The organism is Elusimicrobiota bacterium, assembly GCA_016706425.1.
Classification (GTDB): Bacteria; Elusimicrobiota; Elusimicrobia; order FEN-1173; family FEN-1173; genus JADJJR01.
Window position 1 is genome coordinate 248157 of record JADJJR010000001.1, and the last position, 18947, is coordinate 267103.

The following is an 18947-nucleotide window of genomic DNA, read 5'->3' on the forward strand; positions in this document are numbered from 1 at the left end:
AGTTTAACGGTTTGAGACTGTTTATCAAGGGTGGGGGCCCGGGGTCAGAGCGTGTTTCCAATAAGCGGGGCCGACCATCATCGCGTTGTATTGATCAAGGAAAATCCAAGACAGAAGGGCGCCGCCCAGGGCGTGGGCCAGGGCCGGCGGCACCAGGTGTGGGGTTTTAAGAAAAATCCATGTGAAGGCCACCCCGGAGAGAAGGCACGCGGTCATCAACATCGGGTTGGGAAAATGCACCGCCGCGAACAAAAGACCGTTGATCAGCGCGATCGTTTTCGTTCGATCGCCCAGCCCGTTCCGCAGGCGGTTGGCCGCGAAGGCCAAAAGGGCGTATTCCTGGGCGAAGGCCCACAGGGGGTAGCCCAAAACCCAAAAAAACAATTTTTTCATGGGCGGCGGAGGCGAAACGGCCGCCCAAACCGCCAAAGCCAGAAGGAGGGGCCCGGCGACTTTTAGCATCGACGCCGACGCCGGCTTGAACCATCTCATCGAAAAGCCGAGGCGTTCCGGCCCGTCCCCGTGCCGGCGCGTGGAATAAACGGCCGCGCCCATCAACAAAACGGCCCCGATCCACACCTGGCCGCTCAAACCCAAACGTTGTCCGCCCCAGATCGCGGCGAGAATCCATCCGTAAAACGCCGCCACTTCGAGCAGGGCGGATTTGTTCATTCGGGACGGGCGCGGGCGCGGATTTTCAGTTTCCGGGCGGCGCGGAGAACCTTGGATTTGGGGGTGTCGAAGCCTTCGGCGATGCGTTCCACTTTTTTCCATTCCCCCTTGTCGAGCCAAACCCCCCGACAGGCGGGGCAGCGGTTCAGACGCAGTTCCTGCAACGGGGAAAAAGCCAACTCCTCCATCTTGGAGTCGCACCGGGGGCAAACGAACCGGGTGGCCAGGGCGGGGAGCGGTTCGGGCGGGTTGGGGAAATCGTCGCGCAGTTCGGTGAGGAACGCGGGGTCGTCCTTGTCGAACCAGGAACCGCGGCAATCGGGGCAGAAGTTCAAGTCCACGCGGTCGGTGGACGACGGGCTCAGCACGGAAGGGCACTTCGGGCATTTCATAACATTCCTCCTCGGCGAAGGTTTGTCGAAGCGCGGTGTCGTACCCAAGTATAGAGTGCGACCGGTGGAATTTCCAGGTGCGGTTTAAGCGGTGGGGGTTTGGAGGCGGCGCAGGATTTCGGCGGTGGAACGGGAGCGATTGAGGGTGTAAAAATGGATCCCGGCGACGCCCGCGGCGAGGAGTCCCCGGCATTGGGCCGTCGCGTGGTCGATGCCCAGGCGCGTTACCGCCTCGGCGTCGTCGCGGCGGCGGTCCAGCTCCGTCAGGAGCGGGGCGGGCAGGCGCGCGCCACACAATTGGGTGAACCGTTGGACCTGCCCGGCGTTGGTGATGGGCATGAGCCCGGCCACGATCGGCACCCGCACGCCCCGCGACGCGGCCCGGTCGCGGAAGCGCAGGAAATCGGCGTTGTCGAAAAACAATTGGGTGACGACGAAATCGGCACCGGCGTCCACTTTCCGTTTTAAATTGTCCAGATCGCTTTCCCGGTCCGGGGACTCCACGTGTCCCTCGGGGTACCCGGCCACGCCCAGGCAAAAATCGTGGGCCTTTCGAATGTGGGCCACGAGCTCGTCGGCGTGACGGAATCCGTCCGGGTGAGGCACGAAGGCCGCCGCGCCCTTGGGGGGGTCGCCGCGCAGGGCCAAAATGTTTTTCACGCCCCGGCGGGCGATGTCGGCCAAGATCTCGTCGAGGTCGGCGCGGCCCGCGCCCACGCAGGTGAGGTGGGCCATGCTCTCGACGCCGATGTCGTTTTTGATGGCGGAGACGATGTCGAGGGTTTTCCGCCGGGTGCTGCCGCCGGCGCCCCAGGTGACGGAAATGTAGGCCGGCCCCAGGATTTTCAGCTCCCGGGCCGTGGCCAAAAGGTGGTCGACGTCCCCGTCGTTTTTGGGCGGGAAAAATTCGAAAGAAAACAGCGTTCGACCGGGGGCGAACAACGACGCGATCTTCATGGGCGCTCATTCTACAAATTCCCGACGGAGGTCGGACCCGCGCCTTGGAGCGTGTCCCGGGATGTGGTTAAATGCCCCTATGGAATTGAACGGGACAGTGGCGTTGTTGACCGGCGGGGCCCGCGTCGGCCGCGCGGTCGCCCTGGGTCTGGCGCGCCGGGGCGCCCGGGTCGCCCTGGCCTATCGGTCGTCCCAGCGGGCCGCACGGGAAACCCAGGGCGCCATTGAAAAGGCCGGGGGGCGGGCCCTCCTGGTCCGCGCCGATTTAAGCCGGCCGGGGGACGCCCAACGGTTGGTGGCCGCCGTTACGGGCCGATGGAATCGTTTGGACGTATTGATCAACATGGCCTCCAACTATCAAAAGGCGCCCCCCCGGGGGTTTCGATCAATGGCGGCGGGGGACCGGTTCTTGGAGAAAGCCCTGGCCGTTGATTTGAAAGCCGCCCATCGACTGTCGGCCCTCGCGGCGCCCTGGCTCTCCCGGAACGGGGGCCGCATCGTGAACATTTCCGATTGGGTGGCGGCCTCGGGACGCCCGCGCTATAAAGGTTACGCCGCCTACTACGCCGCCAAAACCGCGGTCAAGGGATTGACCGAAGCCCTCGCCTTGGAGATGGCGCCCCGGGTTTTGGTCAACGCGGTGGCCCCCGGGCCCATTTTGCCGCCGCCGGGACTGTCTCCCCGGGCCAACCGGGAGGTGATCGCCAACACGCCCCTGGGCCGTTGGGGCGGGTCCGAGGAAATCGCCAAGGCCATCCTGTTTTTCATCGATTCCGACTTCGTCACCGGGGAAACCCTCCGGGTGGACGGCGGTCGGCACCTCTTTTAGAAAGGACACCCATGGGCAAAAACTCGATATACACCCTTCCGCCAGCGGCTCCGGGCGGCCGTGCCGCGGGGGTGAAGGCGGCCATCGGTCTGGCCGCGGGGTTGGCCCTGTTGGGCGTCGTGGTGATGGGCGTGGCGGGCGGCTCGGTCTTATCGGTATTAACCCGGGGCCACCACGCCGTGGCTTTCCCCGGTTCGGCCCAGTTGAAACTCAAAGCCGGCGTTTACGGCGGCGTTCGGGACCCGCGCTCCCCCGGAGCCGTGGCGGGCCTCTTTGTTTCCATTCGCGACGACCTGACGAGCCAGAGCGTCCCCGTCGTGAACGGACCGACCGCCGCGCCGCGGGGCGCGCCGCTCTTCCAATTTCAAATTCTTGACGAAGGGAAATACACCGTCACCGGCGTGCTGTCCGGACCCGCGGGGCGTTTTCTCCTCCTGCACGAATCGGTGGCGCGGGCGCGCACCGACGCCGTGGTCGGGGGGGTCGCGGGGTTTTTACTTTTGGGCGCGGGCGTGGCCCTGTGGGTGATTGTTCGGCGCGCCGCGCCAAAAACCTGACTGTTTTTGGGAACTTTTTGGCCGAAAAAACGTTATAGTTATAGAACACCAAATTCCGAAGGAGGCTTTATGCGTTTCAAGAGTTTCGTTTTGGGAATGTTGGCGGTGGCCGGCGCGGCCGGGGTTTTCGCGGCTGACACTTACCAACTGGACGCGTCCCACGCGTCGGTCGGCTTTTCGGTTCGGCATTTGGGCATTTCCAACGTGAAGGGGTCTTTCCCCAGGGTGTCCGGTACCCTGGTTTTGGACGAGAAGAGCCTCGGCAAATCCTCGGTCGAAGTCACTATCGACGCCGCGTCGGTGGACACCAACGACGAAAGCCGCGACAAGCACCTGCGCGCCGCGGACTTTTTCGAAGTGGACAAACACCCCACCATCACCTTCAAGAGCACGATGGTCGTTCGCAAGGATGACGGTTTCGTGGCCACGGGGGACCTCACCATCAAGGGCGTGACGAAATCCGTGGAAATCCCCTTCGCCCTTTCGGGCCCGACCGATCACCCCATGGCCCCGTTGTCCGTTCTCGGCATTGAAGGAAGCCTCACGATCAACCGCCGGGATTTCAACATCACCTACGGCCCCGCTGTGGTCATCGGCGACCAGGTCAAGATCGACCTTCACGTGGAATTCAACCGCCCGCGCCCCGCCGCGAAGAAATAAGCGATTTCAAAACCGTCGGGCCGGCGGGAGAAACCCCGCCGGCCCGACACTTTTTTGGGGGGGACGTCGTCTGACGTTGGTGACCCCAGAAACGGTATGATAAGCCCTATGCGTTGGTTGCCCCTGCTCCTCTTGACCGCGCGGCCTTTGGCCGCCGCCGACCCGGTGACGTTGGCCGACGCCGCGCGGGAGGCCCTGGTCCGCAACCCGGAGGTCGTCGCCGCCCGCGAAAGCGCGGCCGCCGCCGAGGCGCGCCTTCGGGCCGCCCGGGGGGATTTTGCCCCGACGGTGTCGGCGGGCGCGTCGACCGTTAAAGCGGGCGACCCGGGCCCCTTCCGGGACGCGGGGCCTTGGTCCAACAGCGCCGGTCTCACCCTGAGGCAAAACCTTTTCGACGGTTTGAAAACCCTGGCCGGGTCGGAGGCCGCCGGGGCCCGACGGGACGCCGCCCGCGCCCGGCTGGACGCCGCGACGGCGCAAATCCTTGAAGACGCGCGGTCGGGGCACACCGACCTTTTGTACGCCCAGGAAAACGAACGCCTGGCGCGGACCATTGCCGAACGGCGACGGGACAACCGCGATCTGGTGGGCCTGCGGTTCGACGGCGGGCGTGAGCACAAAGGGTCTTATTTGCGCATTCAGGCCGCTCACACCCAGGCGCTTTTCGACGTCGACCGCGCGGCCCGGGAGGTCCTGCTGGCCCGCGCCGGCCTGGCCCGGGCGATGGGCCGGGATTTGGAATCCCCGCTGTCGGCGACGGGGACCTATGTTTTGACGCCGTCGCCCGCCGCGCCGGACCTGGCGACGCTCGCCCTCGAAACCCCGGCCGCCCGAATCGCCGACGCCGACGCGCGCGCCGCCCGGGCCGCCGCGGTGAGCGCGCGGGGGGGCCTGTTCCCCAGCCTGGACGCGAGCCTGTCCCAGGATTGGTCCGGCGAAGACGGCCGTTTTTCCGAGGCCTCCTGGCGCGGGGGGGTTTCCCTTTCCTGGACGCTTTTCACCGGCGGGGGCCTCCGCGCCGACGCGCGCGCCGCCCGGTCCGAGGAGCGCGCGGCCGAGGCGTCCTTGATCGACGCGCGCCAATCCGCTCACCTCGCCCTGCGCTCCGCCTGGGTCGAGCATCAAAACGCCCACCAAACCCTCGGCGTGCGGGCCGAATTCTTGAAGGCCGCCCAGGTCCGCGCTGAAATCGCCCGCAGCCAATACACCAGCGGTCTGTTGGCTTTTGAGGATTGGGACCTCATCGAGAACGATTTGATTGAAAACGAAAAGCAGGCCCTGTTGGCCCGCCGCACGGCGGCGCGCGCCGCGGCCGCCTGGGACCGGGCCTTGGGAAAGGGAGTGTTGCCATGAAACGTCGATGGAAAGGAACGGTGGGACTCGCCGCGTTGGTGTTGGCGGGCGCGGGGGTGTGGTGGGTGAAACGAAAACCGACCGGCCCCGCGTACCGGGAAGTGATGGTGACGCGGGACACCCTGCAATCTTCCATCCTGACCACGGGGGACGTGCGGCCGCGCAACCGCCTCCTCATCAAGCCCCCCATCGCGGGGCGGGCCGAATCGATTTTGGTGCGCGAAGGAGACGCCGTCAAGAAAGGGCAGATTTTGGCTTGGATGAGCTCCACGGAAAGGGCCGCCCTGTTGGACGCCGCCCGGGCCAAGGGGTCTGACGAGGTGGCGCGGTGGGAAGACCTCTACAAGCCCACGCCCCTGGTGGCGCCCGTGGCGGGCCTGGTGATCGCGCGCAACGTCGAGCCGGGCCAGACCGTCACCGCGGCCGACGCGGTCCTCATCATGTCGGATCGACTGATCCTGAAAGCCCAGGTGGACGAAACGGACGTGGGCCAGGTGCGCCTGGGGCAACCCGTGCGCGTGGTCTTGGACGCCTACCCCCGGGAGCCGCTGCGGGGACGTGTCGAACACATCGCCTTCGAGGCCAAGACCATCAACAACGTGACCATCTACGAGGTGGACGTCCTGCCCGAGGACGTGCCCGCCTTCATGCGCAGCGGCATGACGGCCAACCTCACCTTCCGCGTCGCCGAAAAAGAGAACGCTCTCATTCTCCCCGTGTCCGCCGTGAAAGGCGTCGGGGACGCGGCCCGGGTGCTGATCCCCGCGGCGGGCGGGGCGGCGGAAGAGCGTGCCGTCCGGACGGGTCTTTCCGACGGGAAACGCGTGGAAATCGTCGAGGGGTTGGCCGAGGGCGATCGGGTTTTGGTCGCCAGCGGCGCGGCGGTTTCGACCGCCGCCAAGGAATCCAAGTCCAACCCGCTCTCGCCCATGCCCCGACGCCCCGGTCGCAACACGAGATGATCGAGGTCGCGGACCTTCGCAAAACCTACCGCACGGGGGGCGTGCCCGTGGAGGCCCTGCGCGGGGTCACCTTGACGATCGACGCGGGCGATTTCATCGCCATCATGGGCCCCTCCGGGTCCGGCAAGTCCACGCTCATGCACATTCTGGGGCTGTTGGACGTGCCCGACGGCGGTGTTTACCGCCTGGCGGGGCGCGACGTCTCGCGCCTGTCCGAGGAGGAACGGGCCACCGAACGGGGGCGGGGCGTGGGGTTCGTGTTTCAACAATTCAACTTGCTCCCCCGCACGTCGGCCATGGAAAACATCGCCCTGCCGCTGCTCTACGCCAACGGGTCGACGGGCCGCGACCCCCGGGACCTGTTGCGGGAGGTGGGCCTCGCCAGCCACGCCCAGCACAAATCCAATCAGCTTTCCGGCGGCCAACAACAACGGGTGGCCATCGCCCGGTCGCTGATCAACCGCCCCCTTCTGCTCTTGGCCGACGAGCCCACGGGCAACCTCGATTCCCGCACCCAGGATGAAATCATGGCCCTTTTCACGGATCTCAACCAACGGGGTTTGACGATCCTGTTGGTGACCCACGAGCCCGATGTGGCGCGGCACGCCCGTCGGGTGATCCGCATGAAGGACGGGCGTGTGGTGTCCGACGAACGGCAGGGAGAACCCTTGGCCCGGGCGGCGGCCCCGCGCCCGACGGAGCCCGCCCCGCCCCGCCCGCGCCGCTGGCGTGCCCTGGGCACCCATTTCAAGGAGGCGCTTCGGTCCCTGGGCGCCAACAAAGTCCGCTCGGGTCTGTCGATGCTGGGCATTCTGATCGGCGTGGCGGCCGTGGTGGCCATGCTGGCCCTGGGCGCCGGGGCCCGCCAATCCGTGGAAGCGCAGCTGTCAACCCTGGGGGCCAATTTGCTGGTGTTGCGGCCGGGGTCTTTCCGTTCCCACGGGGTGGTGCAGGAAGCCGGCGCCGTGACGCGCTTCACCGAGGCCGACGCCCGGGAGATCGCGGCCGAAATCCCGACGGTGGCGCGGGTCGCTCCGTCCGTCAACGGGTCGGCGCAACTGGTGTTCGGCAACAAGAACTGGCGAAGCGGTGTCCTCGGCACGACCCCGGATTACGCCCCCATGCGGTCCCAAACCCTGTCGCGGGGCCGGTTTTTCACCGAGGAGGAGACCCTTTCCCGCGCCCGGGTGGCCGTGCTCGGGGCGACCCCCGCCCAGGAGCTCTTCGGTGAAGCGGACCCCCTGGGGGAATACATCAAAATCAATCGGGTGAATTTCCAGGTGATCGGGGTGTTGACGGCGAAAGGCGCCTCCGGCTGGCGCAACCAGGACGACGTCGTGCTGTTGCCGCTTTCCACGGCCATGCACCGCCTTCTGGGCAAGGATTACGTCGACAGCATCGACATCCAGGCGACGGGGGCCGACGTCCTGGCCGACACCGAAGCGGCCGTGCGCGGGTTGATCCGCCAGCGGCGGAGGATCCCCGAGGAAAACGACGACTCCTTCGACGTGTTAAACCTGGCGGAGATCCAATCGGCGGTGCAGTCCACGAGCCGCACGTTGTCCGTGCTCCTGGCCGCCATCGCGGCGATTTCGCTCCTGGTCGGGGGCATCGGCATCATGAACATCATGCTGGTGAGCGTGACCGAGCGCACCCGGGAGATCGGCCTGCGCAAGGCCGTGGGCGCCCGGCCGCAGGACATCCGCGCGCAATTTTTGATCGAGGCCCTGGTCATCAGCCTCTCCGGCGGCCTGTCGGGATTGGCCCTGGGGGTGGGCGCCTCCTGGACATTGTCCAAGGTCGCCGGCTGGACCGTGGGGATTTCGCCGGGGTCCGTTTTCCTGTCGTTCTTTTTCTCGGTGGGCATCGGCGTGGTCTTCGGCTTCTGGCCGGCACGGAAGGCCGCGGCCCTCAACCCCATCGACGCTCTGCGCTACGAATAGGCCCACCGGCGAAGTGCTATAATCCCGGCTTGAAAACAGTTCCCTTGAACCGAAGTCTGTCACCGTTTTTTGGAAAAGGGGACCGGGTCGAAGTGACGGACTTAGTCCGTCGCTAAGGGAGGGGGAGTTCCTTGCGACAACGGCCGGGGGCCGTCGCGGGAACGAGGCACGCCCTTTGAAATTTATTCTTTTTGGAAAGGTGGCCGAGCGGCTGAAGGCGGCGGATTGCTAATCCGCTGTACGGGTTAATTCCTGTACCGAGGGTTCAAATCCCTCCCTTTCCGAGTTTTACCTTGGAAATGAAAAGCCCGGCGGGGATTTCCCGCCGGGCTTTTTTTTGCGCCCGAAAGAAACGGGATCGGCTTCAGTTTTCCAATAGACTCTTCAACATCCAGGCGGTCTTTTCATGGGTCGTGATACGCTGGGTCAGCAGATCCATGGTGGCTTGGTCCCCCGCCCCTTCGGCCGCGGGGAAGGCCTTCTTCGCCGCGGCGATCACCGTCTCGTTGCTTTCGAGGAGCTGTCGGATCATTTCCGTGGCCTTGGGCACGCCGACCGCTTCCTTGACCGAGGTCAGCTTACCGAACTCGGCGTAGGACCCGGGGGCCGGGATTCCCAGCGCCCGGATGCGCTCGGCGATCAAATCCACGGCCAGGGCCAGCTCCGTGTATTGGGTCTCGAACATAAGGTGCAGCGCTTGAAACATCGGGCCCACGACGTTCCAGTGGAAGTTGTGGGTCTTCAAGTAGAGGGTGTAGCTGTCGGCCAACAGCACCGACAGGCCCTGGGCGATATCCTTTTTCTGTTGGGGCGTGGCTTCCTGCGTGGGGCTCATGGTTGTTCTCCTTTGGCGGGCTTGTCGAATCGGTCGAGGTCCATGACCTTGGTCCAGGCGCTCACGAAATCCTGGGTGAACTTGTCCTTGGACTCGTTGAAAGCGTAAACTTCCGCCACCGCGCGCAGTTCGGCGTTGGACCCCAAGACCAGGTCGACGGCCGTGGCCGTCCACTTCAGCTTCCCGGTTTTCCGGTCCCGCCCCTCGTAAACGCCCTCGGCCTTCTCCGACTTGGCCCATTTCGTGGACATGTCAAGGAGATTGACGAAGAAATCGTTCGTCAAGAGGCCGGGGCGCGCGGTCAAGACACCGTGCGGGGCCCCCCCCGTGTTGGCGTTCAAGGCGCGCAGGCCGCCGATCAAGACGGTCATCTCGGGAGCGCTGAGGTTCAACTGCGCGGCCCTGTCCACAAGCGAATCCGCCGGGGACCGATAAGCCGCCGCGCTGTAGTAATTGCGAAAGCCGTCGGCGGCCGGCTCCAACACGGCGAAGGAAGCCGGGTCGGTTTGTTCCGGAAAGGCGTCCGTGCGGCCCGGACGAAACGGGACTTCCACCGCCCGACCGGCGTCTTTCGCTGCTTTTTCGATCGCCGCACCCCCGCCCAGGACGATCACGTCCGCCAGCGACACTTTTTTCCCGCCGGGAAGGGAGCGATTGAACTTTTTCCATACCGATTCCAAACGGTCCAAGGCTTTCGCCAGCTCTTTCGGGTTGTTGACCGCCCAATTTTTCTGCGGCGCGAGGCGCACGCGCGCCCCGTTGGCGCCGCCCCGCATGTCGCTGGACCGGAAGGTGGAGGCCGACGCCCAGGCCGTGCGGACGAGGTCGGGCACGCTCAGGCCGGCCTGTAGAATCTCAGCTTTCAAAGCCTGGATGTCTTTCTCGCCGATCAACGGGTGATCGGCTTTCGGGAGCGGGTCCTGCCAGAGGAGTTCCAATTTCGGCACGTCCGGCCCCAGGTAGCGCGCCCGGGGGCCCATGTCCCGGTGCGTCAATTTAAACCAGGCCTTGGCGAAGGCGTCTTCAAGGGCTTGGGGGTCGTCGCGGAACCGCAGGCCGATTTTTCGGTAGGCCGGGTCTTCTTTGATCGCCAGGTCGGTCGTCAGCATGATGGGCGCGTGGAACTTGCCCGGGATGTGGGCGTCGGGCACCGGGGTCGCGGCCTTCGGGTCGGTCGGGATCCATTGGACCGCCCCGGCCGGGCTTTTGGTTTTCTTCCAATCCAACCGGAAGAGGTTGTCGAGGAACATGTGCGTCCAACGGTTCGGCGCGCTCGTCCAGGCCCCTTCCAGACCGCTCGTGACCGTGTCCTCGGCGTTTCCTTTGCCGCGGCTGTTCATCCAGCCGAACCCTTGCTCTTCCAGGGGGGCCGCCCCCGGTTCCGGCCCGACGTTCTTGTCCGGCGCGTGGGCGCCGTGGGTCTTGCCGAAAGTGTGCCCGCCGACGATCAAAGCGACCGTTTCCTCGTCGTTCATCGCCATGCGGCCAAAGGATTCGCGGATGTCTTTCGCCGCGGCGCGGGGGTCGGGGTTCCCGCCGGGCCCCTCCGGGTTGACGTAGATCAAACCCATTTGCACGGCGGCCAAGGGCCCCGTCAGTTTGCCTTCCTTGTCCCGCCGTTGTCCCTCCAGCCATTTGGATTCCGGGCCCCAGTAAACGAGGTCGGCTTCCCAATCGTCGGCGCGCCCCCCGGCGAACCCGAGCGTTTTAAAACCCATGTTCTCCATGGAGACGTTGCCGGTCAAGACCATCAGGTCCGCCCAGGAGATTTTTCGACCGTACTTTTGTTTTATGGGCCAGAGCAACCGCCGGGCCTTGTCGAGGTTGGCGTTGTCGGGCCAGCTGTTCAGTGGATCGAAACGTTGTTGCCCGCCGCCCGCCCCGCCGCGGCCGTCCAGGGTGCGGTAGGTGCCCGCGCTGTGCCACGCCATGCGGATGAAAAGCGGCCCGTAATTGCCGTAGTCCGCGGGCCACCAGTCCTGGGAGGCGGTCAGGACCGCGTTGATGTCGCGTTTGACCGCCGCGAGGTCGAGTGAATTGAATTCCGCCGCGTAGTCGAAGGCGGCGCCGTAGGGATTGGATTTCGGTTGGTGTTGCCGCAGGGGCGTCAAATCCAGTTGTTCGGGCCACCAAAACTTGTTGGTTCGCGCTGTGTCTTGGCCCTTCGCCGGGCCTTCCATCGCGTTTGTGAACGTCGGGGCGGCGATGAGAGCGGCGATCGCCGCGACCAACGCCAAAATTCGCTTTCTCATGGGTTTTCTCCTGGGTCGATCCACCGCGGCCCCGGGGCGGGACCGCTCATTTTAGACATTGTCTAATATTAGAATTATTCCTATTCCCACGACAAGGGCCCTTTTTGGGTTTTACGGCGTCGGCCCCGCAGAACGACGTGGTATTCCTTGATGTCGTAACCCCGCAGGGCGGCGGTGGGCTGAATTTTGCAGGCGTCAAGCGGGACGTCAAAAATCGCCCCCGTGGTTTCATCGATGAAGTGATGGTGGGCGTCCATCAGGGGATCAAAGACCTCCGCCCCGGGCTTGAGGAGTCGCTTGCGCAAAAGCCCCTTCTTCACGAACAAATCCAACGCGTTGTAAACGGTGGCCCGCGAAATGGTCGGGCAATGCCGTCGCACGGAGTTCAAAACCTCGTCGGCGGAAGGGTGGGAGGACGTGTTGAAAACGAACCGGGCCACCGCGACGCGGTGTGTGGTGGGGCGGAGGCCTTTTCCCCGCAGGAAGGCGATGAGGTCTTTCATGCGTCCATTACACCAAATATTTCCACGGGGCGTCCGACCCCGGGTCATTCCAACGGCGGGGGTGGTTTTCCCGGGGGCGGTGTGGTATATTCCGAAAGTCCCGCGGTCCGAAGCCCCAATGGCCGGTTCCGCCGTTCCCCTCGCCATGACGCCGTTCCTCAAAATTCTGGCCGGTTCCTTCGGCCTTGTCGCCGCTTCGGAAATGGGCGACAAGACCCAGTTGCTGGCCTTCGCCCTGGCGACGCGCTTTAAAAAACCTTGGGCGATCATGGCCGGCATATTGACGGCCACCCTTTTGAACCACGGGCTGGCGTCCTGGGGCGGCGCCTGGGTGTCGGCGCGCGTCTCGGAGACCGTCTTGCGGTGGGTCCTGGCGTTCACCTTCATCGGGTTCGGCGCGTGGATCTTGATCCCGGACAAGGACGACGGGGCCCCGCGGGAAAGCCGCTGGGGCGCCTACGCCACCACCACCGTCGCTTTCTTTTTCGCCGAAATGGGCGACAAAACGCAATTGGCCACCGTGGCCCTGGGCGCGCGCTACGGGTCGTTTTTTTGGGTGACCGTGGGCACAACCCTCGGCATGCTTTTTTCCGACGGCCTGGCGGTGTGGCTGGGGGAAACCTTCGCCGAGAAAATCCCCCTGAAATGGGTTCGCCGCGTCGCCGCCCTTTTGTTTTTCATTTTCGGCCTGTGGATCCTCTTCCGCGGGGTTCGTTAGGGAACTTTTTCCGGCCCCCGGCGTTGTATTCTATTCACCTTATCCACCCAGGAGAACCCAATGTCCGACACCCTCACCCCCCCGTCCTTGTTGCGCCAACTCAAATGGCGTTACGCCGTTAAAAAATTCGATCCGTCCCGTAAAATTCCCGCCGACCTGTGGGGCGCGCTGGAGGAGGCCCTCGTTCTGTCCCCGTCCTCCTTCGGGCTCCAGCCCTGGAAATTTTTTGTCGTCGAAAATCCCGCGTTGCGTCAAAAACTCCAACCCGTTGCCTGGAACCAATCCCAAATCACCGACGCGGCGAAGCTGGTGGTGTTCGCCGTCAAAAAAAACCTGAGCGCCGCCGACGTTCGCCGGTTTGTCGAACACACCGCCGCCGTGCGCGGGGTGCCGGCGGACTCCCTGGCGGGCTACCAAAAAATAATGGAAGGGTCCCTCGCCGCGCGCACGCCGGAAGCCATCGAGGGATGGGCGGCGCGCCAGGTCTACATCGCGCTCGGCAACTTCATGACGGCCGCCGCCGTCCTGGGCGTCGACGTCTGCCCCATGGAGGGGTTCGACCCCGCGAAGTTTGACGAGATTTTGGAATTGCCCCAAAAAGGCTACGCCGCCGTGGTCGCCGCGACGGCCGGCCACCGGGCCGCCGATGACCAATACGCCCAGGCGCCCAAGGTGCGTTTCCCCAAAGAGGACGTGGTTGAACACGTCCGCTGACGCCGCCTTCGCCCCACGGGCCAGGGAGTCCGCTCCCTGGCCCGTTTTGTTTTTGGGGCATGGCTCCCCCATGAATGTCGTCGGCGACAACGCCGCCGCCCGCGCCTGGGCGCGGCTGGGCCGGGCGTTGGGCAAGCCCCGGGCCGTTTTGTGCGTGTCGGCCCACTGGTTGACCCGCGGTGTTTTTCTCACCGGCAACGCCCGCCCCCGGACGATCCACGACTTCGGTGGGTTTCCCGAGGCGCTGTATCAAATCCAATATCCCGCCCCCGGCGATCCCGCCCTCGCCCGACGGACGGCGGGCCTTCTGGGCCTCGGCGCGGGGGCCGTCACCGACGATTGGGGTCTGGACCACGGCGCTTGGGGCGTGCTGCGCGGTATGTACCCGGGCGCGGACGTGCCGGTGGTGCAGCTCAGTCTCGACGAGAGGCGTTCCGAACGGGCGCATTGGGATTTGGGTCGTCGGTTGGGGCCCCTGCGGCGGGAGGGGGTATTGATCGTCGCCAGCGGCAACATCGTTCACAACCTGGGTCGCATCGTCTGGGCGGAGGACGCCCCCGTGCCCGATTGGGCGCGGGACTTCGATGCGGCGGTGGCCGACGCGGTCCGGGCGGGCCGCGGGGAATCGCTTGCGGACTGGCGGTCTTTAACGCCCACCGCCGGCCACGCCCACCCCCACCCCACCCCGGACCATTTTTGGCCTCTCCTGTACGCCCTGGCCCTGCGCGAAGGCGACGAGCCCGTGACTTTTCCCGTGGAGGGGTTTCAAAACGGGAGCATCTCCATGCGGGCGGTGCGCTTCGGCTGACCGGTTTTATTGATGATTAGCTAAAGTGTTGCAACCAATGTCCGTATGCTTCTGGGTCAAAGATTTGCGCGGGTGGGTTCGATAAAATCTTTCATTTCCCTCCTGTTGGCCGTGGCCGTGGCGGGGGAGGGTGTGGCCGCTCCCGCTCGCAACGGCAAGAAACCCACCCACGCCAATAACGTTATCGCCAACCGCGTGGACGAGACCCCCTTTTATCGGGCGCTTGGGGGCTTGGGCGGAGTGACCGAACGCGACCCCGCTGTGGGCCGTGCCCGGGGTGTCGTCGTTCATCTGTTGGATATCCACGGCGATGAGACCGCTCAACGCGGCCTGGGAAAAGCCCTGGAGGCCGCGGTCGGCGCTGGCGCCGACTTGATCGGCCTTGAGGGAGCGTTCGCCCCTTTCGATGTCAGCGGATTTTCCGAAGCCGTGGACCCGACGGCGCGCCGCGCCACCGCCGATTTCCTTCTTAAAGAAAACCGCATCACGGGTCCGTTGCACGCGGCTTTGACCACGGAGCGGCCCTTCCCCCCGATGGAAGGAATCGACGACCCCCCGCTGTACCGCCGCAACGTCGATGCCGCGCGCCGCGCGGCCCGAGAGCGACCGGTGGCCGCGGGGCGCGCGGGCGCGGCCTTGACCGCGTTGTCCGCCGAGCAGGAACGCGTTTACAATCCGGCGTTGCGGGCTTTGGACCGGGCCGTTCGGGCGGCCGAATCGGACCCGGGGAAATGGGTCGAGGGGTTGCGGGCGCTCGTCAACGTCGCCGGGGACCGGGCGACCCCACACGTTCAAGCCTTTCTCCGCGCGGCGGACGCCCCCTTCGATTTGCCGCGCGCGGCCGCGGAAGCGCGCCGATTGGCGACCTTGGTCGGCCCCGCGCATTTCCCGCCCGATCGGGAAGCGCTCTTGGGCCCGGCCGGCCCGGGATTGGAACCCCTTCGCCGCATGCTGGCCGACCGGGGGTTGAGTCTGGAAAAAGAAGCGCCCCTTCTGTCGGCGCGCGCCGCCCGGGCCGCGGAGGCGGCCAAAATCCCCGGGCGCGTTCTCCTGGACGAGTTTCGCCTCTTGGAAACGCGCGCCACCGACCGCCTCGCGCGGACAGACGCGGAGAAAGTCCTTGTCCGGCGGACGAACGACCTTCGCCTTTGCGCCGGCCTGGTGGACCTGGGCTTGTCCCCAATGGGTTGGTCCGCCTACAAACTCCGGCGCCGCGCCCGGGATTTTGAATCGCCCTTGACCGACGCCGAAGCGTCCGTGTTCGAGAGGTTCTACGAAACCGCCGAAGCCCGCGACAGAGCGATGTTGGGCGGTTTGCTGCGGGCCGCCGAAGCGCGCCGGGCCACGCGGCTGGTTTTGGTCACGGGGGGGTTCCACGCCGACCGGATGCGAACCCGGTTGACGGAGGCGGGGTGGACGGTGTTGACCCACCTCCCCCGGAAGGGCGACGGGACGAACCCCGCGACCGATCCCTTCGCCCGCGAGGCGTCGGTTTTGGACCGGCTGGCCGCGGGCGACCTCGCGGCTTTGAACATCGACTTGTCGCCCGAGGGGGGGTGGCCCCACCGGGGGCTCCTCGGGTTGTTGGCGGTGGGGGAAAGCGCCGGTGCGGGGGATCGCCCGACCGCCGACGAAACCCGTCTGGCCCGCCGCTTGTTGGGACCGGCGGCGACCGCCGCCCGGGCCACCGCCGCCGGGCCCGAGACGGTCCATGTCGACCTCGCCTACCGAGGGCGTCGGCTGGGGTACGAAGCGGGGGTGAAGAACGGGGTTTTGGCCTGGATGCAACCACGGGCGGGCGGGGAATCCCCGGAAAGGGGTTTCTGGGGGCGCGCGGGCGCGACGGTGCGGCGTTGGGTCCGCGCTTTGGGGTCCCCCGGCGCCCCGTCCAGCGGGCTGGAATCCACGCTGTTGAACGCCTTGGCCGATCGCTTGATCGCGGGGGAGCGCGCGTTTGACTTGTTGGAGACGCCCAGCCGAATCGATTTGTCCCCGCGTTTCACGCCCCGTCCGTCTCCCGAAGTTTTGCGGGGAATCCGGGAGGTCCTGAAAGAGTCGAGCGGTGACGCCGAGGTTTTTGGGCGGGCGGCTCTGTCCTTGTTGAGCGCTGTCGATCCCGAACCCCTGCTGATCTTGGAGGCCTCCCCTCCCCGGTCCGTTTCCCCTTTCGTCTTCGCGGTGTTTATGGCCCAAGCCCACACGGTCAAGGCCCGGTTGAACGACCGCCATAATTACCTCTACGAACACCACATGCGTCGGGCCCTGGACTGGTGGGACGAGGCGGAGCGGCGAGACCCCGCCGCCCCGGAACCGGACCTGTACCGCGCCCTGGCCGGCTTGGACGGCGCGGCGTGGTCCCTCGCTAAAGCGACCAGGGCGGACGATCGGTTGCATTGGGTGCTCAAGCTGGCGCAACATCGGTTTCAACCCGGCGAGCTTAATGAGGACGCTTTTAGGGAGTTGCTCAAGAAGGGGCGGCCCGTTGATGGCTTGGTGATGGCGGAGTTGGCCCGGCGCCCCGCCGAGTCGGTGGAGGACATCCTCAATACGTTGATACGGTCGCTAAATTTCCAAAAACAGATCGGCGACGAGTTCGCCAGCGGCCTGCCGGAGTCGTACCGGTCTCGCTTTTTGCGAAACAAACACCACGACGAAAACGTTGAGCTATGGAATTTCCAGTACATGATCAACGCCTACGCCGGCGCGGTGTACGACGCCGCGGCGTTGGTCGAAGGGAAACTGTCCGCGGTCCGGGAAAAGGCCTTTCGGGAGGGGGCGGAAGACTATCGGCGGGCTTTGCGGCAATCCCACGTCCGGGCGGGGGCGGCGATCCCCGCCCTGGAGCGATTGATACACCGCGCGGATTTGACGCCGAACCACCGTTACGCCGCCTGGTCCATCGCCGTTTATCTGTCCGCCTGGATGAGTTTTTTGGGGCGCTACGGGATGGGGGTGCGCGAAGGCTGGCCCGAGACCGTGGACGCCTTGGCCTCGGCCCGGTTGCGGGATCTTTCGCGCCGGGCGTTGTCCCTGATGGACAGCGCCGACTCGGACGACCATCGGTTTTTGGAAAAGCGGTCCCAACGGGCGGACCAATTGCTCGCGGGGTTCCTGGAGGCGGAGGAGTTCGCCGGCATGCCCATCCAACAGGTGTGGGACATCTTCGGCCGGCTGGCCCCCTATTTATCGACGGAGTATTTGTGCGTGTTCATGAGGACCGACGACGCCGGCGTTCCCGACGGGCGGATCGGCAAGGACCCGGCCTCCTGGCGGTTGGGGTTGGAGGTCCTTCGCCAACGCCTCCCCCGCATGGACGCGGAGGATTTGAGCCGGGTCGCCCGCCTCCATCCCAGCGTGGGAGCGCCTTTTCGCCAGCGCGCGCGGGATCTGTTGCCCGTGTTCATCGCCGCGATCGAACACGAGGGGGATCGCCTCCACACACGCCAAGACAACCTGCATTCTTTCCCCGGGCGGGTTCGGGTTTTGAAAGCGTTGGTGGATCGCACGGCCGACTTGCCCGGCCCGGGGACCGTTGAAGATTTCCAAAAGCGGCTCGACGCGGCGTTCGCCGAAAACCAGGCGGTCGAAAAAGAGGCGACGGATCTCCTCAGGAACCAAAACGCTTTGCTGGGCTTTCTCCGCGCGGAGGCCCGTCGGGTGACCCAGGAACTCGTCGCCACGGATCGCGCTTACCGGCGGTCTTTGCGCGGGGCCCTGGTGGCCTCCGATTTCGGCTCTTTTCCCGACATCTACCATTCGTTCCCGTTGACGCGCGATCCCCCCGTGGAAGGTCTTTTGGCGGCCCGGGAGGATCTCCTGGAGGCGCTCCGGGCGGTGGAGAGCGGGACAGACTCGACGCCGGGACCCGGGAAAGGCCGATTCCGCCGTTGGTGGAACGCCGCCACCCAGCCCGTTCGTGCGCTGTCCCAGCGCGTTCGAAGGGCCGGGGGGGATGGGGGACGTGTCTGGCGCCGTTGGCGGGGAGCGGACGATTCCCTCGCGCGAGATGCCTTTCGCCTCGCCGCGTTCGTGGACGTGCCGACCCCCCGACGGATCGGCCCGGAGTTGGAGGCGGAAGTTTGGATCGATGACCCCGGTCTCGCCGGCCGTGTTCTTGCTCAATCGGGGCGGCGGGGGTTGGGCCGTTTGGGTCTGGTGTTGCGGCGGGAAATGCGTCGGCGTCGATTGGACCGTCCCGACGCGGCGCGATGGTTCGACGCCTTGGCCCGCGCCGCTCTCCCCGTGCCCGCGGACCGCCCGACGGTTCAGGACGCGGAGGCGCCGGCCCCCCGCCCGGTGCACGTGGTGTTCGTCAACGACGCGGCGGGGTTGGGGGAAGCGAAAAAGTTCGCCTCGGATTTCGCCTCCCTCCACCGCAACACCCCCGAAGCGGTCCTCCTGCTCGTTCGCGCCGAACCGTCCCTCCCGGAGGTGGTCGAGGGGCTCGATTTTCCCAACGTCCGCTGGGTTCAACCCCGGTTGACCGAAGACGGGCGCGTCGTTTTCGCGAGCCTGTCCGAGACGGCCCGCCGGGTCCTGACGGAAGCGGGCCTCACCGACCGGCCCCTGCGATGGCGGGCGGTCAATCCGCCGGCCCGGGGCGTGGCGGGGTTGGAGGCCGCGCCCGGGGAAGACCCCGTCGTCGACGCCCTACGCCAGGCGCTGATCCAGGCGCTCAAAAACGCGCCGCTCTACACCCTGGAGGAATTGTCGAACCTCCTGCGGGCCGCGGAACTCATCGCCACGCAAGCCTGACGTCGCCGGGCCGGGCCCGTGTTTTTCCCGGCCGGAG

16 protein-coding genes and 1 tRNA gene are annotated in these 18947 nt (G+C 65.9%); 11 read left to right on the forward strand and 6 right to left on the reverse strand.

Annotated elements, in window-relative coordinates; all coding sequences use genetic code 11:
• Nucleotides 1-24 precede the first annotated feature (24 nt).
• From IPI56_01010 to metF, 3 genes are all read right to left on the reverse strand, one after another.
• Nucleotides 25-672 (reverse strand): CPBP family intramembrane metalloprotease, encoded by a 648-nt coding sequence (locus tag IPI56_01010; protein ID MBK7544321.1) that lies wholly within the window; start codon nucleotides 670-672, stop codon nucleotides 25-27.
• Nucleotides 669-1064 (reverse strand): zf-TFIIB domain-containing protein, encoded by a 396-nt coding sequence (locus IPI56_01015; GenBank protein MBK7544322.1) that lies wholly within the window; start codon nucleotides 1062-1064, stop codon nucleotides 669-671. Before IPI56_01015 ends, IPI56_01010 begins: the two co-directional genes overlap by 4 nt.
• An 84-nt stretch (nucleotides 1065-1148) precedes the next feature.
• Nucleotides 1149-2021, reverse strand: coding sequence for a methylenetetrahydrofolate reductase [NAD(P)H] (gene metF, locus IPI56_01020; protein MBK7544323.1), 873 nt, complete (start codon nucleotides 2019-2021; stop codon nucleotides 1149-1151).
• A gap of 79 nt (nucleotides 2022-2100) precedes the next feature.
• Here metF and IPI56_01025 point away from each other — a divergent pair, with 79 nt between their 5' ends.
• From IPI56_01025 to IPI56_01055, 7 genes are all read left to right on the forward strand, one after another.
• On the forward strand, nucleotides 2101-2850 hold the full coding sequence (locus IPI56_01025; GenBank protein MBK7544324.1) for an SDR family oxidoreductase: 750 nt from the start codon (nucleotides 2101-2103) through the stop codon (nucleotides 2848-2850).
• 11 nt (nucleotides 2851-2861) lie between these two features.
• Complete coding sequence (locus IPI56_01030; protein MBK7544325.1) at nucleotides 2862-3407, forward strand: hypothetical protein; 546 nt, start codon at nucleotides 2862-2864, stop codon at nucleotides 3405-3407.
• 96 nt (nucleotides 3408-3503) lie between these two features.
• Nucleotides 3504-4067: a YceI family protein gene (locus tag IPI56_01035; protein ID MBK7544326.1), complete on the forward strand. Its 564-nt coding sequence runs from the start codon at nucleotides 3504-3506 to the stop codon at nucleotides 4065-4067.
• Nucleotides 4068-4175: 108 nt separating this feature from the next.
• On the forward strand, nucleotides 4176-5420 hold the full coding sequence (locus tag IPI56_01040) for a TolC family protein (protein MBK7544327.1): 1245 nt from the start codon (nucleotides 4176-4178) through the stop codon (nucleotides 5418-5420).
• Entirely contained in the window at nucleotides 5417-6382 is a 966-nt protein-coding gene (locus IPI56_01045) for an efflux RND transporter periplasmic adaptor subunit (GenBank protein MBK7544328.1), read from the forward strand. Before IPI56_01040 ends, IPI56_01045 begins: the two co-directional genes overlap by 4 nt.
• Complete coding sequence (locus IPI56_01050; protein MBK7544329.1) at nucleotides 6379-8325, forward strand: ABC transporter permease; 1947 nt, start codon at nucleotides 6379-6381, stop codon at nucleotides 8323-8325. The genes IPI56_01045 and IPI56_01050 overlap by 4 nt, the downstream gene beginning before the upstream one ends.
• A 193-nt stretch (nucleotides 8326-8518) precedes the next feature.
• Nucleotides 8519-8609, forward strand: a tRNA-Ser gene (locus IPI56_01055).
• A gap of 80 nt (nucleotides 8610-8689) precedes the next feature.
• Here the strand turns inward: IPI56_01055 and IPI56_01060 are convergent.
• The 3 genes from IPI56_01060 to IPI56_01070 all read right to left on the reverse strand — a co-directional run bounded on the left by IPI56_01060 (nucleotide 8690) and on the right by IPI56_01070 (nucleotide 11915).
• Nucleotides 8690-9160, reverse strand: coding sequence for a DNA starvation/stationary phase protection protein (locus IPI56_01060; protein ID MBK7544330.1), 471 nt, complete (start codon nucleotides 9158-9160; stop codon nucleotides 8690-8692).
• Entirely contained in the window at nucleotides 9157-11412 is a 2256-nt protein-coding gene (gene katG / locus IPI56_01065) for a catalase/peroxidase HPI (GenBank protein MBK7544331.1), read from the reverse strand. The genes IPI56_01060 and katG overlap by 4 nt, the downstream gene beginning before the upstream one ends.
• 80 nt (nucleotides 11413-11492) lie before the next feature.
• Nucleotides 11493-11915 (reverse strand): transcriptional repressor, encoded by a 423-nt coding sequence (locus IPI56_01070; GenBank protein ID MBK7544332.1) that lies wholly within the window; start codon nucleotides 11913-11915, stop codon nucleotides 11493-11495.
• Nucleotides 11916-12060: 145 nt separating this feature from the next.
• Here IPI56_01070 and IPI56_01075 point away from each other — a divergent pair, with 145 nt between their 5' ends.
• From IPI56_01075 to IPI56_01090, 4 genes are all read left to right on the forward strand, one after another.
• On the forward strand, nucleotides 12061-12633 hold the full coding sequence (locus tag IPI56_01075; GenBank protein MBK7544333.1) for a TMEM165/GDT1 family protein: 573 nt from the start codon (nucleotides 12061-12063) through the stop codon (nucleotides 12631-12633).
• Nucleotides 12634-12693: 60 nt separating this feature from the next.
• On the forward strand, nucleotides 12694-13347 hold the full coding sequence (locus IPI56_01080; GenBank protein ID MBK7544334.1) for an NAD(P)H-dependent oxidoreductase: 654 nt from the start codon (nucleotides 12694-12696) through the stop codon (nucleotides 13345-13347).
• Nucleotides 13280-14155: a 4,5-DOPA dioxygenase extradiol gene (gene ygiD / locus IPI56_01085; protein ID MBK7544335.1), complete on the forward strand. Its 876-nt coding sequence runs from the start codon at nucleotides 13280-13282 to the stop codon at nucleotides 14153-14155. The genes IPI56_01080 and ygiD overlap by 68 nt, the downstream gene beginning before the upstream one ends.
• 72 nt (nucleotides 14156-14227) lie before the next feature.
• Entirely contained in the window at nucleotides 14228-18910 is a 4683-nt protein-coding gene (locus IPI56_01090; protein MBK7544336.1) for a hypothetical protein, read from the forward strand.
• Nucleotides 18911-18947: the final 37 nt, after the last annotated feature.